At 65.2% G+C, this 16,832-nt stretch carries 18 protein-coding genes; 8 read left to right on the top strand and 10 right to left on the bottom strand.

Translation table 11 applies throughout. The features are described 5' to 3' along the window. The 3 genes from AKL29_RS24465 to AKL29_RS24455 are packed head-to-tail and all read right to left on the bottom strand — an operon-like array spanning position 1 to position 1,542. Positions 1-600, bottom strand: a complete 600-nt coding sequence (locus tag AKL29_RS24465) for a TlpA family protein disulfide reductase (RefSeq protein ID WP_244482371.1) — start codon at positions 598-600, stop codon at positions 1-3. A gap of 35 nt (positions 601-635) precedes the next feature. Then, on the bottom strand, positions 636-1,139 hold the full coding sequence (locus AKL29_RS24460; RefSeq protein ID WP_050385949.1) for a DsrE family protein: 504 nt from the start codon (positions 1,137-1,139) through the stop codon (positions 636-638). 10 nt (positions 1,140-1,149) lie between these two features. Beyond that, complete coding sequence (locus AKL29_RS24455) at positions 1,150-1,542, bottom strand: DoxX family protein (protein WP_050385928.1); 393 nt, start codon at positions 1,540-1,542, stop codon at positions 1,150-1,152. Positions 1,543-1,676: 134 nt separating this feature from the next. On the opposite strand from AKL29_RS24455, the gene AKL29_RS24450 reads away from it, so the two are divergent. The 5 genes from AKL29_RS24450 (at position 1,677) to AKL29_RS24430 (ending at position 5,619) form a co-directional block, all read left to right on the top strand. Next, positions 1,677-2,132 (top strand): winged helix-turn-helix transcriptional regulator, encoded by a 456-nt coding sequence (locus tag AKL29_RS24450; RefSeq protein WP_050385927.1) that lies wholly within the window; start codon positions 1,677-1,679, stop codon positions 2,130-2,132. Between the two features lie 273 nt (positions 2,133-2,405). Next, positions 2,406-3,830 (top strand): metalloprotease TldD, encoded by a 1,425-nt coding sequence (gene tldD, locus AKL29_RS24445; RefSeq protein ID WP_028334625.1) that lies wholly within the window; start codon positions 2,406-2,408, stop codon positions 3,828-3,830. Further along, entirely contained in the window at positions 3,830-4,600 is a 771-nt protein-coding gene (gene lepB, locus AKL29_RS24440; protein WP_028334624.1) for a signal peptidase I, read from the top strand. Before tldD ends, lepB begins: the two co-directional genes overlap by 1 nt. Positions 4,601-4,708: 108 nt before the next feature. Continuing rightward, positions 4,709-5,056 (top strand): MmcQ/YjbR family DNA-binding protein, encoded by a 348-nt coding sequence (locus tag AKL29_RS24435; RefSeq protein WP_050385948.1) that lies wholly within the window; start codon positions 4,709-4,711, stop codon positions 5,054-5,056. Beyond that, on the top strand, positions 5,053-5,619 hold the full coding sequence (locus AKL29_RS24430; protein WP_050385926.1) for a nucleotidyltransferase family protein: 567 nt from the start codon (positions 5,053-5,055) through the stop codon (positions 5,617-5,619). The genes AKL29_RS24435 and AKL29_RS24430 overlap by 4 nt, the downstream gene beginning before the upstream one ends. Positions 5,620-5,722: 103 nt before the next feature. Here the strand turns inward: AKL29_RS24430 and AKL29_RS24425 are convergent, their stop codons facing one another. The 3 genes from AKL29_RS24425 to AKL29_RS24415 form a co-directional block, all read right to left on the bottom strand. Next, positions 5,723-6,229: a PAN domain-containing protein gene (locus AKL29_RS24425; RefSeq protein WP_244482370.1), complete on the bottom strand. Its 507-nt coding sequence runs from the start codon at positions 6,227-6,229 to the stop codon at positions 5,723-5,725. Positions 6,230-6,421: 192 nt separating this feature from the next. After that, positions 6,422-7,792 carry a glutamate--cysteine ligase gene (locus AKL29_RS24420; RefSeq protein WP_050385924.1) on the bottom strand — a complete coding sequence of 457 codons (1,371 nt, stop codon included), beginning with the start codon at positions 7,790-7,792 and terminating at the stop codon, positions 6,422-6,424. 93 nt (positions 7,793-7,885) lie between these two features. Beyond that, positions 7,886-8,410, bottom strand: coding sequence for a MarR family winged helix-turn-helix transcriptional regulator (locus AKL29_RS24415; RefSeq protein ID WP_016847103.1), 525 nt, complete (start codon positions 8,408-8,410; stop codon positions 7,886-7,888). A gap of 130 nt (positions 8,411-8,540) precedes the next feature. Between AKL29_RS24415 and gstA the strand changes: the two genes are divergently transcribed. Both gstA and AKL29_RS45455 read left to right on the top strand, forming a co-directional pair. Continuing rightward, the gene (gene gstA, locus AKL29_RS24410; RefSeq protein ID WP_028334618.1) at positions 8,541-9,158 is read left to right on the top strand and encodes a glutathione transferase GstA; all 618 of its coding nucleotides are present in this window, start codon (positions 8,541-8,543) and stop codon (positions 9,156-9,158) included. Between the two features lie 284 nt (positions 9,159-9,442). Beyond that, positions 9,443-9,829, top strand: coding sequence for a hypothetical protein (locus AKL29_RS45455; protein ID WP_244482368.1), 387 nt, complete (start codon positions 9,443-9,445; stop codon positions 9,827-9,829). Positions 9,830-10,134: 305 nt separating this feature from the next. Here the strand turns inward: AKL29_RS45455 and AKL29_RS24400 are convergent, their stop codons facing one another. The 4 genes from AKL29_RS24400 to AKL29_RS24385 all read right to left on the bottom strand — a co-directional run bounded on the left by AKL29_RS24400 (position 10,135) and on the right by AKL29_RS24385 (position 16,062). Further along, the gene (locus AKL29_RS24400; RefSeq protein ID WP_050385922.1) at positions 10,135-12,348 is read right to left on the bottom strand and encodes a 3-hydroxyacyl-CoA dehydrogenase NAD-binding domain-containing protein; all 2,214 of its coding nucleotides are present in this window, start codon (positions 12,346-12,348) and stop codon (positions 10,135-10,137) included. Positions 12,349-12,367: 19 nt separating this feature from the next. Further along, on the bottom strand, positions 12,368-13,576 hold the full coding sequence (locus AKL29_RS24395) for an acetyl-CoA C-acetyltransferase (protein WP_028334614.1): 1,209 nt from the start codon (positions 13,574-13,576) through the stop codon (positions 12,368-12,370). A 73-nt stretch (positions 13,577-13,649) separates the two neighbouring features. Beyond that, entirely contained in the window at positions 13,650-15,437 is a 1,788-nt protein-coding gene (locus tag AKL29_RS24390) for an acyl-CoA dehydrogenase C-terminal domain-containing protein (protein ID WP_050385921.1), read from the bottom strand. Between the two features lie 217 nt (positions 15,438-15,654). Next, positions 15,655-16,062, bottom strand: a complete 408-nt coding sequence (locus AKL29_RS24385) for a nuclear transport factor 2 family protein (protein ID WP_028334612.1) — start codon at positions 16,060-16,062, stop codon at positions 15,655-15,657. 161 nt (positions 16,063-16,223) lie between these two features. Here AKL29_RS24385 and AKL29_RS24380 point away from each other — a divergent pair, with 161 nt between their 5' ends. Continuing rightward, entirely contained in the window at positions 16,224-16,811 is a 588-nt protein-coding gene (locus tag AKL29_RS24380; RefSeq protein WP_050385920.1) for a PadR family transcriptional regulator, read from the top strand. Positions 16,812-16,832: the final 21 nt, after the last annotated feature.

Here is a 16,832-nt window from a genome sequence, read left to right as displayed (position 1 = left end):
TCAGCGGACGCCCGCATAATAATCGAACAGCCCGCTCGCCTCCGCGGACAGCCAGTCCGCCTCCCCCGTCATGTAGCCTTCGACTTGTCCGGTGATGCCGATCAAAAACGAGATCGGCATGCCGTAGAGCGCGAACGGCGTGTCGACCTCGGCGGCGTCGACGCGCGAGACGAGGCCGCCCGGATCGAAGCCGATCGCGAGATGGCGCAGCTTGAGCTGCTTGACATAGGGCGCGACCGGCGCGCGGTTGCGATCGGTGCTGACAGCGACGACCACGAGATCGCTGCGGCCGCTGGCGGCGAGGCGATCCAGCATCGGCAGCTCGGTCCGGCACGCCGCGCACCAGGTGGCCCAGAAGTTCACTAGCACCATCTTGCCTTTGAACGCGGTGAGATCGATCGCGCCTCCGGCAATCGCCGGGATCGCCACCGGCGGCACCGGGCGGGCGCCTTCGACCTGCGTGAACTGATGCCGGATGGTGCCGAATTGCGGCGGTCCCGACGCTGCGCGCACAGCTCCGGTGGGCATTGCGAGCGAGGCGCCGGCGCCAATCATGGCGGCAACGACGGCGCGGCGTGAGGGTGCGTGAGCTGACGTCATGACAAGTTCTCCGCTCGGCTTGATCGTCACCTCGCTCAGGACCGGATGTAGGACCAGCCGGCTTCCTGCAATTCGATGATGCGCCCGGGTCCGTTCGGCACCAGGTCGACATGATCGAGCAGGACCAGCGGATGACCCTCGGCGCGCTCCATGCCGAGCTTGGTGGCTTCGCAGACCACGAAGCGGATGTCCGGCGTGAGCCCCCGCACCACCCGCAACAGATCCTTCACCGGCGAGGTATCGGCGCGCAGCATATGGACGCCGGTATTGTAGGCGACGACCTCGATCTCGAACGGCTCGTTGCGCTCCCGATAATATTTCGGGAGGTTGAGCGCGGTCGAGATCAGCGCCCGCATCGTGGCCGGATCGTCGCTGTTGATCGGCAACACAAGGTGGTGCACGCGCGGCTCCGGCTTCTTCGGCTCGGGTTTGGAGACCGCCGCTACCGAACCGGTGAGCAGCATTGTCGCGGCGAACGGCACCGCGAAGGCCAGCACCAGCCCGGTCACGACCGTCAGCTTGTGGCGAGAGACTCGCATCGCGCTCACTTCACGGCGCGCTCGCGAGCAGGGCGAACTGGCTGCGCTTGGCGTAGGCGACGATCGCGCTCAATGTCAGCAGCACGAGGGCGGGCACCGGCGAGCCGCCGATCACGAACAGATGGCTGATGGTGGCACCGACCATGATGCAGCTGAGCAGCACGCCGCCGAACGCCGCGACCGGGGGCAGCAGGATCAGGACCGCGCCGAGCAGCTCCAGCGATCCGGTGAAGTAGCGGAACCATTGACCGAGCCCGATGTGTTCGAATTTCTCGACCAGCATCGGCACGCCGTAAAGCTTGGCGGCGCCCGCAGCGGCAAAGGCCAAGGCGAGCAGTCCCCTGACGACCCAGAGGCTGACGGATTTCCAGCGCGACGGCGCCGCGGCAACTGCAACTGACATTGATGACTCCCGAGTTGTTCGTAAGGCCGGGCCGCGCGGCCACCCGACCGATCGGCGGCTGGCCCGCGGCTTTCGGTGCACTAAATTCGGGAGTAAGATGAAAAGAACAAGTAGGATGCTTTTTGTGAGGTAGTATGAAAAAGATGACTATTGAGCCTGCCGAGCCTCCGGCGGCGTCCGAACCGTGCAACGGCGACCTGTCGGCGCAATTTCATCGCGCGCTGTCGGTGCTGGCCGGGAAATGGAAGGGCGACATCCTCTGGCAACTGGTCGAGCGCAAGCGCCGGTTCGGCGAGCTGCGCCAGTCGATCCCCGGCGTGACCCAGCACATGCTGACCACACAGCTGCGCGATCTCGAGGCCAACGGCCTCGTCAAGCGCACGGTCTATCCCGAGGTGCCGCCACGGGTTGAGTACGAGATGACGCCGTCGGCCAAGGCGCTCAAGCCGGTGTTCGACGAGCTGTACCGCTGGGCGCAGGAGCATGGCTTTCCGACCTCGGCGCAGGGCACCGCGCAGCCGAAGCCGCAATCGGGCGATGCAGCCGAGCGCGAAAGCCAGCCGCTGAAGGCGGATCGGCGCTCAAGGTGATGACGACAAGGTGAGGAGCCCGACGGGGCACTGTGATCGACCGCATAGTCGCAGGCACTCCCGGTTTGCCACCCCAACCACTATGTTTGGTGATCGCCGTCCGGGCCTGAACCGGGACGGGTACAGGTTTCCGGGTTGTAAGATGAGTTTTCCGCTCGTCTCTGCTTCAATTCCCCGAAATCCCTGGCTTCCGGGTTCCCCACTGGCAATCAGTTGCGCTTCAGGCAAGGATGACGAGGAATCGCCAAGCAATCGCATTGCGTCGGAGTGACCATGACCAATCCCGCCACGACCTCCCTGCTCGACCGCGCCAATCTGGACCGCGATGCCGTCCGCCGCGAGGTGTCCCGCGGCCTTGAAGGCGCCGACGACGGCGAGCTGTTCCTGGAGTTCGGGCAGACCGAGGCGCTGGTGTTCGACAACGGAAGGCTGAAGCAGGCGACCTATGACACCTCGCAGGGCTTCGGCCTGCGCGCGGTCAAGGACGACGCGGTCGGCTATGCGCATTCCTCCGACGTCTCGATCCCGGCGCTGATCCGCGCCGCCGATGCGGTCGCGGCCGTGCGCGGCGGCTATGCTGGCACTTTCGCCGCGGCGCCGGCCCACACCAACATCAAGCTTTATGGCGACGAGAACCCGCTGGATGGGCCGGCATTCGAGGCCAAGGTCAAGCTGCTCGGCGAGATCGACGCCTATGTCAGGGACAAGGACCCGCGGGTGCGGCAGGTCTCCGCCAGCCTCACCGCGACCTGGCAGGTGGTCGAGATCCTGCGGCCCGACGGCGAGAGCTATCGCGACATCCGCCCGCTGGTACGCGTCAACATCTCCGTGGTCGCCGGCCAGGGCGACCGCCAAGAGAGCGGCAGCAAGGGCTATGGCGGCCGCGAAGGCTATGCGCGCTTCATCGAGACCAAGGCCTGGCGCGACGCCGCCGACGGCGCGCTGCGCGAGGCGCTGGTCAATCTCGAATCGGTGCCGGCGCCTGCCGGCGAGATGGACGTCGTGCTCGGCGCCGGCTGGCCCGGCGTGATGTTGCATGAGGCCGTCGGCCATGGGCTCGAGGGCGATTTCAACCGCAAGCAGACCTCGGCCTTTGCCGGCCTGATGGGCCAGCAGGTCGCGGCCAAGGGCGTCACCGTGGTCGACGACGGCACCATGGCCTCGCGCCGTGGCTCGCTGTCGATCGACGACGAGGGCACGCCGACCAACCGCACCGTGCTGATCGAGGACGGCATTCTGGTCGGCTACATGCAGGACCGCCAGAACGCCCGGCTGATGGGCATGAAGCCGACCGGCAACGGTCGGCGGCAGAGCTATGCCCATGTGCCGATGCCGCGCATGACCAACACCTACATGCTGTCGGGCGACCGCGACCCGGCCGAGATCATCGCCTCGGTGAAGAACGGCATGTACGCCGCCAATTTCGGCGGCGGCCAGGTCGACATCACCTCGGGCAAGTACGTGTTCCAGTGCACCGAGGCCTACAAGATCGAGAACGGCAAGCTCGGCGCGCCGCTGAAGGGCGCCATGCTGATCGGCAACGGACCGACCGATCTCCACAGGATCACCATGATCGGCAACGATCTTGCGCTGGATACGGGAATCGGCACTTGCGGCAAGAACGGCCAGGGCGTGCCGGTCGGCGTCGGCCAGCCGACGCTCAGGATGGAACGGATTACGGTCGGAGGAACGGGCTAGTGAGCAGCGGAAACGAAGTCGTGACGGCCAAGCCGACCAGCTGGCGCGGGCAGGCCGTGCAACTGGCCGCGATCGTGGCCGTCGTGTTCCTCGCCAAAGGCGCGATCGCCGAACCGTTCTACGTGCCGTCGGGATCGATGGAGCCGACGCTCCTGATCGGCGACGCGCTGGTCGCCTCGAAATATCCTTATGGCTACGGCGCGGCCTCGCTGCCGATCCAGATCACGCTGCCGGAAACCGGCCGCGTGTTCGGGGAGACGCCGAAGCGCGGCGACGTCGTCGTGTTCCGCTGGCCGGGCGACCGCTCGCAGGCCTGGGTCAAGCGCGTGGTCGGGCTGCCCGGCGACCGCATCCAGATGCGGCAGGGTCAGCTCTTCATCAACGATCATCCGGCGACGCTGAAGCCCGACGGCACCGGCTTCGCCGAAGATGATCGCGGCGGCGGCGAGGAGGCGTATCGCTATATCGAGACGCTGCCGAACGGCGTCAACCACGCGATCTTCAAGATCCGCGACAACGGCCGGCTCGACAACACCCAAGAGGTGACGGTGCCGCCGGGCAAACTGTTCGTGCTCGGCGACAACCGGGACAATTCTGCCGACAGCCGCGTACCGGTGCGCGACGGCGGTGTCGGCCTGTTGCCGATCGACAATCTGATCGGCCGCGCCGACGCCGTGGTCGGCTCCTGGGACCTCGGCATCCGCAGCCAGCCGGTCTGGACCTGGCTCTCAGGCTTCCGACTCGCCCGCTTCTTCACCTCGGTGCAGTAGACGCGTAGCCCGGATGGAGCGCAGCGCAATCCGGGATCTCCCACTCGGCAAGATGTCCCGGATTTCGCTTCGCTCCATCCGGGCTACATTCCTTGTGGGATGATCGCGGTGACCTTCGACGACATCAGGCACATCGCGCTGGCGTGGCCGGACGTCGAGGACGGCTCTTCCTACGGCACGCCGGCGCTGAAGGTACGCAACAAGATGCTGGTGCGGCTCAAGGAGGACGGCGACAGCCTGGTGATGCCGGGCGTCCCGCCGGATGAGCGCGACATGCTGGTCGAGCATCAGCCCAAGGTGTTCTACTTCACCGATCATTACCGCGACTACCCGATGGTCCTGATCCGCCTGTCGAAGGCCAACCGCGCCACCGTCGAGCCGTTGCTGCGCCGGCACTGGCGCACGCTGGCGTCGAAGAAGGCGGTCCGGGGCTACGACGCGACCGCCTCGTCGTGACCCAGGACGAATTCCTCACCGCGGCGCTGCGCAACCCGGCCAATCAAGCCATCACCGACGAGTTGTACCGCCTCGGTCTGCCCGATGCGTGGTTGGTCGCCGGCTGCCTGGTGCAGACCGTGTGGAACGCGCTGACCGGCCGGCCGCCCGATCATGGCATCAGCGACCACGACATCTTCTATTTCGATCCGGATATCTCGTGGGAGGCCGAGGACGCGGTGATCCGCGAGCTCAAGGCACGGCTTCGCCATGTCGGTGTTGCGATCGAGGTGCGCAACCAAGCCCGCGTCCATCTCTGGTATCCCGACAAGCACGGCCTGCCCTACCCGGCGCTGTCGCGTTCGACCGACGGCATCGATCGCTTCCTCACCGAAAACACGCAGATCGGCATCCGTCGCACCACGTGCGGCTACGACGTCTATGCGCCGAACGGTTTCGACGATGTCGCCGGCATGATCGTGCGGCCGAACCGAACCCCCAATTTTTCGCCGGCGAACTATGTGACGAAGGCGGCGCGCTGGAAGGCGCTGTGGCCGGAGATTACGGTGCTGGCGGCGGAGTAGCCTGTCGTCGCGTAGCCCGGATGCAGCGCAGCGAAATCCGGGACAGGCCCATCCGCGGTGAGCGCGGTCCCGGATTACGCTTCGCTCCATCCGGGCTACGGATTCACCGCACCACGCCCGACGTGAACCCCGCCTTGCGGCGCGGCGGCTTGATCTCTTTCTTCAGGAAGCAATGCGCGTCGCGGCCGGCATAGCCGGGCCGGGCGTAGGTCCAGGCGCGGCACTTGTTGTCGGCGGTGCAGGCGGCCTGGCAGGCCTCGTCGCCGTCGCTGCTCTTCAGTTCGAAATTCTTGTAGTCGCCGCCGAGGCGATCGATCGAGGTTTCGATGGCGCCGTTGCGCGGTTCGACCACGCCCGCGCCGCGCACCCCGGACACGCAGCAGACGTTCTGCACCCGTGCCGGCACCGTGCTCTTCAGCCAGCACACCGCGCTGTTGTTGGTATCGGTCGGATAGTTGAAGCTCCAGGCGCGGCAACGGCGGTCACGCTCGCAGGTCAGCGCGCAATCGGCCGGATCGCCCGTCGTCACCGGCGCATTGAGATAGTCGCCGCCGGGACGGTCGAAATTGGTCTGCGCCAGTGCCGGGCGCGCGACGACAGCAGCCATCATGACCGCAAACATCACCACACACGCCCTAAAGAGGCGGCCTATCTCCATGAGATTGCTTTCAAATTCGCGCAGCCCCGCGCGTTTCGCGGGGCGTCATTTGAACGCCATGAACCTGTACGGCGGATGAACGGCGGGTGCGACACCACCGCCGTTCGCGCGCGCCTCACGCCCGGATTGGGGCCCAAGCGGGGATTAGAAGGCGTATTCCAGGTAGGCCGGTTCCACCGAGCCCTTCCAGGGGCCGTTGAATTTCTCCAGCATCTCCTCCGCCGGCGAGCGGCCGGCTTCGATGATGCGCTCGAGCGGTTCGAGGAAGCGGCTCTCGTCGCGTCCGAAATGATCGATCCGGCCGCGCCGCCGCAATCCGGCATGCGACAGGATCAGGCACTCCTTGGCGATCTCGAACAGATAGCGGTCCTTGATCCGCGACTTGAAGCCGAAACGCGGCACGTCATCGCGCAGCGCCTGCCGTTCCGGCGCGGTCCAGTGGCGGACGATGTCCCAGGCGGCATCGAGGCTGTCATTGTCGTAGAGCAGCCCGACCCAGAACGCCGGCAGCGCCGGCAGCCGGCCCCACGGCACGCCGTCGGCGCCGCGCATTTCGAGGTAACGCTTCAACCGCACCTCGGGGAAGATCGTCGAGAGGTGATTGGCCCAGTCCGACAAGGTCGGGCGCTCGCCCGGGAAGGCGGCATTCTTGCCGGCGAAGAAATCCCGGAACGAGGAGCCGGAGACGTCGATATATTCCTCGCCGCGCTTGACGAAATACATCGGAACGTCGAGCGCGTAATCGACATAGCGCTCGAAGCCCATGCCGTCCTCGAACGCGAACGGCACCATGCCGCTGCGCGCATTGTCGGTGTCGCGCCAGATCTCGGAACGGAACGACAGGAAGCCGTTGGGCTTGCCTTCGGTGAACGGCGAGTTGGCGAACAATGCGGTCGCGATCGGCTGCAGCGCCAGCGACACCCGCAGTTTCTTCACCATGTCGGCTTCGGAGGAGAAGTCAAGATTGGTCTGCACCGTGCAGGTCCGGAACATCATGTCGAGGCCGTATTTGCCGACCTTCGGCATGTAGTTTCGCATGATCTTGTAACGCCCCTTGGGCATCACGGGGATCTGCGCGCGCGACCAGGACGGCGTCATGCCGAGGCCGAGGAAGCCGATCCCGAGCGGGGTTGCGATCTCCCGCACCTGCGCCAGATGCGCCATCAATTCCGACTGCGTCTGATGCACGGTCTCGACCGGCGCGCCCGACAGTTCGAACTGACCGCCCGGCTCGAGCGAAATCGCGCCGCCGCCGGTGACGTCATAAAGGCCGATGATGTTGCCGCGCTCCATGATCGGCTCCCAGCCGAGCAAGAGCTTCATGCCCTCGAGCAGCGCGCCGATGCCCTTGGCGCCTTCATAGGGCACGGGCTGATGGCCCTCGAGCGTGAACGGAGTCTTCTCGTGCTCGGTGCCGATCCGGAATTCGGACTCAGGCTTCACGCCGGCTTCAAGCCACGCCACGAGTTCGTCGCGCGACTGCAGCGGCGTCATGTCGATCTGGTCACGCGCCATAGATAATCCAACTCAAGGGCGCTTCGATCGAAGGCGCGCGGTGGCAGGGACATCCGCGAGCCACAACGGCTGCGGATGATGGAATCAGCAATATCATCGGGCAGGCACGCCGTCTCGCGCGGGCGCAGCCTTGCTATCAGCCTTGGTCTCGTTCTTGACGTCGCCCTTGGCGTCGCCGCAGGCGCAGCCGAGCCGGTCGAGCAGACCGCACAGCCTGGTTGCGTCGGCGTCGGATAATTTGGAGCCGACATGCTTGTCGATCGCGGCGGAATAGGCGTTCCACATCCGCTTCTGCAGCTCGCGTCCAGCCTCGGTGATCTCGACGAACTGGCCGCGCTTGTCGATCTTGCATTCGCGGCGGGCGGCGAGCCCCTCGTCGACCAGCTTGTCGATCAGCCGCGAGGTCGAATATTGCGGGATCAGCATCTGGCGCTCGAGCTCAACCGGGCGCAGCTCGCCCGACGGCGCGCGGGACAGCTCGAGCAAGGCGTCATACCAGGCGAGCGGCGGAAAACCGGCCTTCTTCAAATCCTGCTCGACGCAGTCCAGCACCCGGCTCGGCACCCGCATCAGGCGGATCCAGGCGGCCGTCGCCTCGCTCGATAGCTTGCGTTTCATGGTCTAGCTCATAGGGTCCCGGCACCGACTGTACCGCACTGAATGCATCTGCATCAATCTTGACTATTTCATGCAGGCGCATGTAGGCAATCCCTCTCCGGACGCCAAGAACAAGGGAAGGAATACCCCTATGAAGCTTTATTACACCCCCGGTGCCTGCTCCCTCTCCCCCCATATCGCCCTGCTCGAGGCCGGGCTGCCCTACGACCTGGTCAAGGTCGATCTCCGCGCCAAGAAGCTCGAAAACGGCGACGATTTCCTCCAGGTGAACCCCAAGGGCCAGGTGCCCGCGCTGGCGCTCGATACCGGCGAGATGGTCACCGAGGGGCCGATCATCATCCAGATGATCGCCGACAAGGCCGCCGACAAGAAGCTGGCGCCGGCGAGGGACTCCAACGAGCGCTACAAGCTGCTCGAATGGCTGAACTACACCACGACCGAGTTGCACAAGAATCTCGGTCCGATGTTCTCGCCCGTGCTCGCCGACGACGCCAAGGCCTTCTTCAAGGACCGCGCCATGGGCAAGTTCAAATATGTCGAGAGCCAGCTCACCGGACGCGACTATTTGATGGGCAACCAGTTCACGGTCGCCGACGGCTACCTCTTCACCATGATCATGTGGGCGCAGGACCGGCTCGGCTTCGATCTCTCCGGCCTGCCGAACGTGACGGCCTACAAGGCCCGCGTCGCGGCGCGCCCGAAGGTGCAGGAGGCGCTGAAGAAGGAAGGCCTGCTCAAGGCGGCCTGAGCTCGCACCGAACATGGCCGGCCTCGTGGCACCACGCGGCCGGCCCCTTGCCGACAATTTTCGACAGGAAGAAGCTGGCCACGACCCATCTGCTGCCGGGCATGCCGGTCGAGGCGTTTGTCCCGACCACCGAGCGGATGGTGCTCTCCTATCTGATGAAGCCGCCGGCCGACCAGGTCCACCGCGCCTCAGGGAGAAATGAACGGTGCAAACCTTCAAGACGTGCTGGAACAAAATCAATTTAATCGGCATTCTACCGATTAAGACTACTTTCGGCTGAGGGCGTGGCCGTCCTTGTTCGAGCGATCCAACTAACCGACTATGACCTGCGGCGCGCCCTCCGCTCCAACTGGTCTAAAAATGTGACGATCGCCTTTACCCTTTTATTGACCAGCACCCTGGTTGGGCTGGCAACCAGTTTGTACTTTCGGGTTTGGACATTGATGCTGGAGTCGCCGCTGGTCGCGGTGCTCGCGGCGATCGTGCTCCAATCCGACGGCTTCTCCTTTGCCACCGGCGCTCCGATCGTCGTCGCCTGTCTCGCCTTCAACCAGTTCGCCTATCTCGCCGGCGCCTTGCTCTCACCGGAGACTGACGGCTCAATGGCGGAAGAAATTGACGGCCTGCCAGACCGTCGCGGCGAGCACAAAATCCGCGGCCAGAACGAGTAGCGCGAGGCCGGCCCATGACGGGCCTTTGCCCCGCAGACGCAGCGGCTTCCGCCACCGCGACGACCGCAGGGAAGACAAGGAATCCTTCGCCGCGATCTCCGCGGCACCTTCCTTGAACGCAGAACTCATCGCACGACACCCTCACGCTGATCGTCGCCCCGGCGATCGACGAGCAAGAGTGATGCCAGCAGCGTGGTGCCAGTGGGGAACGAGCGTGGCGGGACTTTGACGCGCATGACCGTCGCACAACAGGATCAAGTCGGATCGATGACCGGCTTGATCCTGCGCGAGTTCGCCTCAGAAGTTTACGCCGCCTGCTTCTTCGGCGGGAAGCGGCCGTAGAAGGTTTCGCCCTTGGCGGCCATCTCCTCGAGCAGCTTCGGTGGCGTGAAGCGCGAGCCGTACTTCTTCTCGAAGCTGTGGCAGAGCGCGACGAAGTTCTTGGTGCCCATGAAGTCGATGTAGGACAGCGCGCCGCCGGTGAACGGCGCGAAGCCGAAGCCGAGGATCGAGCCGACATCGGCCTCGCGCACGTCGGTGATGACGCGATCCTCGACGGTGCGCGCGGCCTCCACCGCCTGCACCACCAGGAAGCGCTGCTTCAACTCCTCGACGCTGAGCGTGTCGGGATCGAGCTGCTTCGGCTGCAGATTGGCGAGCCCCGGCCACAGGCTCTTCTGGCCCTTGCCCTTCTCGGGATAGTCGTAGAAGCCCTTGCCGTTCTTGCGCCCGAATCGGCCCTGCTTCTCGACCATCTCGACCATCAGCTTCTTCTGCGCCTGGTCGATCGCGTTGGGGCCGAGATCGGCCTCGGTCGCCTTGGTGATCTTCAGGCCGAGATCGAGCGCGACCTCGTCCTGCAGCGACAGCGGCCCGACCGGCATGCCGGCCATCTTGGCGGTGTTCTCGATCATCGCCGGCGGCACGCCCTCGAGCAGCATCTCGTTGCCCTCGGAGATGTAACGCATCACGCAACGGTTGGCGAAGAAGCTACGGGAGTCGTTCACCACGATGGGCGTCTTGCCGATCGCGCGCACATAGTCGAGTGCGGTCGCCAGCGCGACGTCGCCGGTGTTCTTGCCCAGGATGATCTCGACCAGCATCATCTTCTCGACCGGCGAGAAGAAGTGGATGCCGATGAACTTGCCCTGGTCCTTGAACTCCTCGGCCAGCGAATTGATCGGCAGCGTCGAGGTGTTGGAGGCGAAGATCGCGCCCGGCTTCAGCAGCGGCTGCGCCTTGGCATAGGTATCCGCCTTGACCTTGCGATCCTCGAACACCGCCTCGATGACGAGGTCGCAGTCCGAGATCACGTTGTAGTCTGATGTGGCCGAGATCCGCCCCAGGATGGCGTCGGCCGCGTCCTGCTTCATCCGCCCCTTGGCGATCAGGCCGTCGACCACAGTCTTGGCGTGGCCCTTGCCCTTGTCGGCGCTCCCCTGGTCGCGATCGACCAGCACGACGTCGATGCCGGCCTGCGCCGAGACATAACCGACGCTGGCGCCCATGAAGCCGGCGCCGATCACGGCGAGCTTCTTGACCTTGGTCGGCGGCACGCCCGCCGGGCGGCGGGCGCCCTTGTTCAGTTCCTGCATCGACAGGAACAGCGAGCGGATCATCGCCGCCGCTTCCTTCGAGCGCAGCACCTTGGTGAAGTAGCGCGACTCGACCCGCAGCGCGGCGTCGATCGGCAGCTGCAGGCCCTCATAGACGCAGCTCATGATGGCGCGCGCGGCCGGATAATTGTCGTAGGTCTCGCGGCGATAGATCGCGTTGCCGGCCGGGAACATCTGCATGCCCATCTTGGAGAAGACGGGGCCGCCGGGCAGCTTGAAGCCCTTCTCGTCCCACGGCGCGACCGCCTTGCCGCCGCCCTTGATCCAGTCCTTCGCGGCCTTGATCAAATCGGCTGCCGGCACCACTGCGTGAATCAGGTTGAGTGCCTTGGCGCGGGTCAGATTGACCGCCTCGCCCTTGAGCAGCAATTGCATCGCGTCCGCCGGCTGCACAAGACGCGGCACGCGCTGGGTGCCGCCGGCGCCGGGGAACAGGCCGACCTTGATCTCGGGCAGGCCGAGCCGGGTCTTCGGGTTCTCGGCCGCGACGCGGTAGTGGCAGGCCAGCGTGATCTCGAAGCCACCGCCGAGCGCAAGCCCGTTGATCGCGGCGACCCACGGCTTGCCCGAGGTCTCGATCGCGCGGAACGACTGCGACATCCGGCGGCTCTGCTCGAACAGCATCTGGTTCGCGGCTTCCTCGCCCTTCTCCTTGAAGAGCTGCGCGTAAGAGCGGTTCATGCCCTCGAGCATCGAGAGGTCGGCGCCGGCGCAGAACGCCTCCTTCGCCGAGGTGATCACGACGCCCTTGATCGCGGGATCGCTGGTCGTCTGCTTGATGATCTCGCCGATCTCCTGGGTCGAGATCTCGTCGAACACGTTCATCGAACGATCTGGGATGTCCCAGGTGACGAGCGCAATGCCGTCGGCGTCGACGTCGAACTTGAAATTCTTGTAAGCCATGTTGCTCGCTCCCCTCGCCTCAGACGCGCTCGATGATGGTGGCGGTGCCCATGCCGCCGCCGATGCATAGCGTCACCAGCGCCGTTTCCTTGTTGGTGCGCTCGAGCTCGTCGAGCACGGTGCCGAGGATCATCGCGCCGGTCGCCCCTAACGGATGGCCGAGCGCGATCGCGCCGCCATTGACGTTGATCTTGGCGTTGTCGATGTCGAACGCCTGGATGTAGCGCAGCACCACCGAGGCGAAAGCCTCGTTGAGCTCGAACAGGTCGATGTCCGACTTCTTCATGCCGGAGCGCTCGAACAGCTTTTCGGTGACGTCGACCGGGCCGGTCAGCATCATCGCCGGCTCCGAGCCGATATTGGCGAAGGCGCGGATTTTCGCCCGCGGCTTCAGGCCATACTTGGCGCCCGCCTCCTTGCTGCCGAGCAGCACGGCGCCGGCGCCGTCGACGATGCCGGAGGAATTGCCGGCGTGATGCACGTAATTGACCTTCTCGACCTCGGGATGCGACTGGATCGCCACCGCGTCGAAGCCGGCCATCGCCGCCATCGCCGCGAAGGACGGCTGCAGCTGCGCCAGCGACTGCATCGTCGTCGTGGGGCGCATGTGCTCGTCCTTGGCAAGGATGGTCAGGCCGTTGACGTCCTTGACCGGCACCACCGATTTATTGAAGCGGCCCTCGTCCCAGGCCTTGGCCGCGCGCTGCTGGCTCTGCACCGCGTAGGCGTCGACGTCATCGCGCGAGAAACCGTATTTGGTCGCGATCAGATCGGCCGAGATGCCCTGCGGCATGAAGTAGGCCGGCACCGCCATCGAGGGATCCATCGGCCAGGCGCCGCCGGAGGCGCCGATGCCGACGCGGCTCATCGATTCCGCGCCGCCGCCGATCACGAGCTCATGCTGGCCGCTCATGATCTGGGCTGCGGCGAAGTTCACGGCATCGAGGCCGGAGGCGCAGAAGCGGCTGATCTGCACGCCCGGCACCTTCTCGCCGAGCCCGGCGTTCAGCGCCGCGAAACGGGCGATGTCGGAGCCGGCCTCGCCGACCGGATCGACCACGCCGAGCACGACGTCGTCAACGGAATCCCCGGGAAGATTGTTGCGCTCCTTGAGCGACTTCAGCGGCACCGTGGCGAGCGCCAGCGCGGTGACCTCGTGCAGCGCGCCGTCGGCCTTGCCGCGGCCACGCGGGGTACGAACGTGATCGTAGATGTATGCCTCAGGCATGACGCCCTCCTTGATATGAGGATCATAATATATACGGAAGGACACGCCGCCGCAGCGGTGCGGCGACAATTTTTCAGAACGCTTCCGCGGCCAATTCCATCGTGGTGGCGCTGCCGCTCTGGATCCGGGCCAGATGCACGGCAGTCTCCGGCAGCAGCTTCTCCATGAAGAAGCGGCCGGTCACGAGCTTGGTGTTGAGGTACGGCGTGGTGCCAGCGGCGGCCTTGTCCTGCGCCACCTTGGCCATCTTCGCCCACATGTAGCCGAGCGCGACGAGGCCGAACAATTTCATGTAGTCGGTCGCGGCGGCGCCGGCATTGTCGGGCTTGGCCAGCGCGTTCTGCATCAGCCAGCCGGTGGCCTGCTGCAGATGGCCGAGCGCGGTGGAGAGCGGGGTGATGAACGGCTTCATCGCCTCGTCGGCGCCATGCTCCTTGGCGAAAGCACCGACCTCGCCGAAGAACGCCATCGCGGCACGGCCGCCGTCGCGCGGCAGCTTGCGGCCGACCAGGTCGAGCGCCTGGATGCCGTTGGCGCCCTCATAGATCATCGCGATGCGCGCATCGCGCACGAACTGCTCCATGCCGTGCTCGGCGATATAGCCGTGGCCGCCGAACATCTGCTGCGCCGAGACCGTGTTGGCGAACCCGGTGTCGGTCAGGACGCCCTTTAGCACCGGCGTCATCAGGCCCATGTGATCGTCGGCAGCCTGGCGATCCCCAGCGTCGTTGGAGCGATGCGCGACGTCGCTCTTCAGCGCGGTCCATACCACCATGGCGCGCGCCGCCTCGTTGAAGGCGCGGATGGTGAGCAGCGTGCGGCGCACGTCGGGATGCACGATGATCGGATCGGCCGGCTTCTCGGGTTCCTTCACGCCGGTCAGCGAGCGGCCCTGCAGGCGCTCGCGGGCATAGGCGACCGCGTTCTGATAGGCGACCTCGGACTGCGCGAGGCCCTGCACGGCGACGCCGAGGCGAGCCTCGTTCATCATCACGAACATGCCCTGCATGCCCTTGTTCTCTTCGCCGATCAGCCAGCCGGTGGCGTTGTCGTAGTTCATCACACAGGTGGAATTGCCGTGGATGCCCATCTTGTGCTCGATCGAGCCGCAGCTGACGCCGTTGCGCTGCCCGAGCGAGCCGTCGGCATTGACCAGCACCTTCGGCACCACGAACAGCGAGACGCCCTTGATGCCGGCCGGCGCGCCTTCGATGCGCGCCAGCACCAGATGGATGATGTTCTCGGTGAGGTCGTGCTCGCCGGCGGAGATGAAGATCTTGGTGCCCGTGATCTTGAAGCTGCCGTCGGCCTGGCGCACCGCCTTGGTGCGGAGCAGGCCGAGATCGGTGCCGCAATGCGGCTCGGTCAGGTTCATGGTGCCGGTCCACTGGCCGGCGACCATCTTCGGCACATAGGTCTGCTTCTGCTCGGGGGTGCCGTGCACCAGCAGCGCCGCGGTCGCGCCCATGGTCAGCCCGCCATACATCGAGAAGGCCATGTTGGCGGAGATCTGGAATTCGTTGACCGCCTGCGAGAGCGTCACCGGCAGGCCCTGGCCGCCGAATTCCGTCGGCGCCGAGAGGCCGAGCCAGCCGCCTTCGGCAACCTGCTTGAAGGCATCCTTGAAGCCCTTCGGCGTGGTGACGCTGCCGTCGTCATTGCGCTTGCAGCCCTCGAGATCGCCCGTGCGATTGAGCGGCTGCAGCACCTCTTCGCTGAGCTTGGCGGCCTCGCCGAGGATCGCCTCGCGCACATCGGCCGACGCGTCGGTGAAGCCGGGAAGATTGCCGTAGCGGTCGATCTGGAAAACGTCGTTGAGCAGGAAGCTGACGTCTTCGACGGGGGCTTTGTAGGTTGGCATGCTGGTCTCCCGGCTGGCACGTGGCCGCATATGCGACGGACGCTGCGCAGCGCGTCCTTGGGTTTGTTGGAGCGGACCTTATCCGGTTCCGGAGGTCCGCGGCAGATGCTATCGCCACCAAAGCGCGATGAGATTGGCTTGAAACGTCATCGCGCTTTAGCTCTTTGTTTGAGCATGATTTTTCGGAAAACCGCTACGCACTTTTCCGGATCATGCTTTACGATTGCGACGTTGCGCCGCTTTGCTTCATCAACTCCTCGCCCATCATCCGATGCAGCAGGTTGATCGCCTTGAGCGGACGCACCATCACCTTGAAATGCGTGATCCGGCCGTCACCATCGAACGTGATGATGTCGACGCCGTTGAGCTTGATGCCGTCGATCTCGTTCTCGAATTCGAGCACCGCGCCGGTGTCATTGCGCCACTCGCCGAGATACTTGAAGGTCGGGCCGCCGAGCACCTTGGCGGCGCTGGTGAGATATTTGAAGGTGATGTCACGGCCGCGCTGCGGCGTGTGCACGACCGGGCTTTCGAACACCGCGTCGGGATGCAGCAGGTCCCACAGAGCGGCGGTGTCGTGGGACTTCATGTAGGCGTACCACTTGTCGAGGCCCGGCTTGCTCATTCGGACGTCTCCTGCGGCGGGGTTAAGAAGCCTGAACATCGGCCGCGCGCGACAGGGCGGCACGCCGATCACCATATGCATATTGACGCATATGCACACTAACGCATAAAGTCAAGCGAGCTTGAGAATGGTCGTCTTGGGAACTGAGATGGAGGTGGGCGTTGGCACTCGGTGACGCAATCCTCGCATGCCTCACGGAACGTCCGATGACGGGCTATGAGCTCGCCAAGACGTTCGATGCCTCGATCGGCTTCTTCTGGAAGGCCGACCATCAGCAGATCTACCGGGAGCTCTCGCGGCTGCGCGACAAAGGCCATGTCCAGGGCCGCGAGGTGGTGCAGTCCGGCAAGCCCAACAAGCTGGTCTATACCCTGACCGCCGAAGGCCGCGCGGCGCTGAAGCACTGGGCGGCGCGGCCGAGCGTGCCGCCCTCGATCAAGGATGACCTTCTGGTCCGGCTCTATGCGCTCGACTGCGTCGACATCGAGCCGTTGCGCACCGACCTGATGGCGCGGCTGGAGCATCACCGCGACCGATATGAGCGCTATGAGCGCCTGCTCAACAAGCGCTTTCCCGACGGCACCGCGCCGCCGGCCGATGTCGGCAAGATGCTCAGCCTGCGCCTCGGCATGCGCCATGAGCACATGGTGGTGGAATGGTGCGGCGAGGCGCTCGACGCGCTCTCGGCAATGTCCGGCCGCAGCAACGTGCTGCCGCTCGACGACGGCAAGCGCGAAAGCAACGGCTAGGCACCCACCTCCCCTTGAAAC

Origin of the sequence: Bradyrhizobium pachyrhizi, from assembly GCF_001189245.1 — a bacterium.
GTDB lineage: Bacteria > Pseudomonadota > Alphaproteobacteria > Rhizobiales > Xanthobacteraceae > Bradyrhizobium > Bradyrhizobium pachyrhizi.
This window is presented reverse-complemented; position numbering and strand designations above follow the sequence as displayed.

Excerpts from the sequence above, each read along its gene's own strand:
- AKL29_RS24465 (WP_244482371.1), bottom strand. The coding sequence starts at position 600 with ATGACGTCAGCTCACGCACCCTCACGCCGCGCCGTCGTTGCCGCCATG.
- AKL29_RS24460 (WP_050385949.1), bottom strand. The coding sequence starts at position 1,139 with ATGCGAGTCTCTCGCCACAAGCTGACGGTCGTGACCGGGCTGGTGCTG.
- AKL29_RS24455 (WP_050385928.1), bottom strand. The coding sequence starts at position 1,542 with ATGTCAGTTGCAGTTGCCGCGGCGCCGTCGCGCTGGAAATCCGTCAGC.
- AKL29_RS24450 (WP_050385927.1), top strand. The coding sequence starts at position 1,677 with ATGAAAAAGATGACTATTGAGCCTGCCGAGCCTCCGGCGGCGTCCGAA.
- tldD (WP_028334625.1), top strand. The coding sequence starts at position 2,406 with ATGACCAATCCCGCCACGACCTCCCTGCTCGACCGCGCCAATCTGGAC.
- AKL29_RS24425 (WP_244482370.1), bottom strand. The coding sequence starts at position 6,229 with ATGATGGCTGCTGTCGTCGCGCGCCCGGCACTGGCGCAGACCAATTTC.
- AKL29_RS24420 (WP_050385924.1), bottom strand. The coding sequence starts at position 7,792 with ATGGCGCGTGACCAGATCGACATGACGCCGCTGCAGTCGCGCGACGAA.
- AKL29_RS24415 (WP_016847103.1), bottom strand. The coding sequence starts at position 8,410 with ATGAAACGCAAGCTATCGAGCGAGGCGACGGCCGCCTGGATCCGCCTG.
- gstA (WP_028334618.1), top strand. The coding sequence starts at position 8,541 with ATGAAGCTTTATTACACCCCCGGTGCCTGCTCCCTCTCCCCCCATATC.
- AKL29_RS24400 (WP_050385922.1), bottom strand. The coding sequence starts at position 12,348 with ATGGCTTACAAGAATTTCAAGTTCGACGTCGACGCCGACGGCATTGCG.
- AKL29_RS24395 (WP_028334614.1), bottom strand. The coding sequence starts at position 13,576 with ATGCCTGAGGCATACATCTACGATCACGTTCGTACCCCGCGTGGCCGC.
- AKL29_RS24390 (WP_050385921.1), bottom strand. The coding sequence starts at position 15,437 with ATGCCAACCTACAAAGCCCCCGTCGAAGACGTCAGCTTCCTGCTCAAC.
- AKL29_RS24385 (WP_028334612.1), bottom strand. The coding sequence starts at position 16,062 with ATGAGCAAGCCGGGCCTCGACAAGTGGTACGCCTACATGAAGTCCCAC.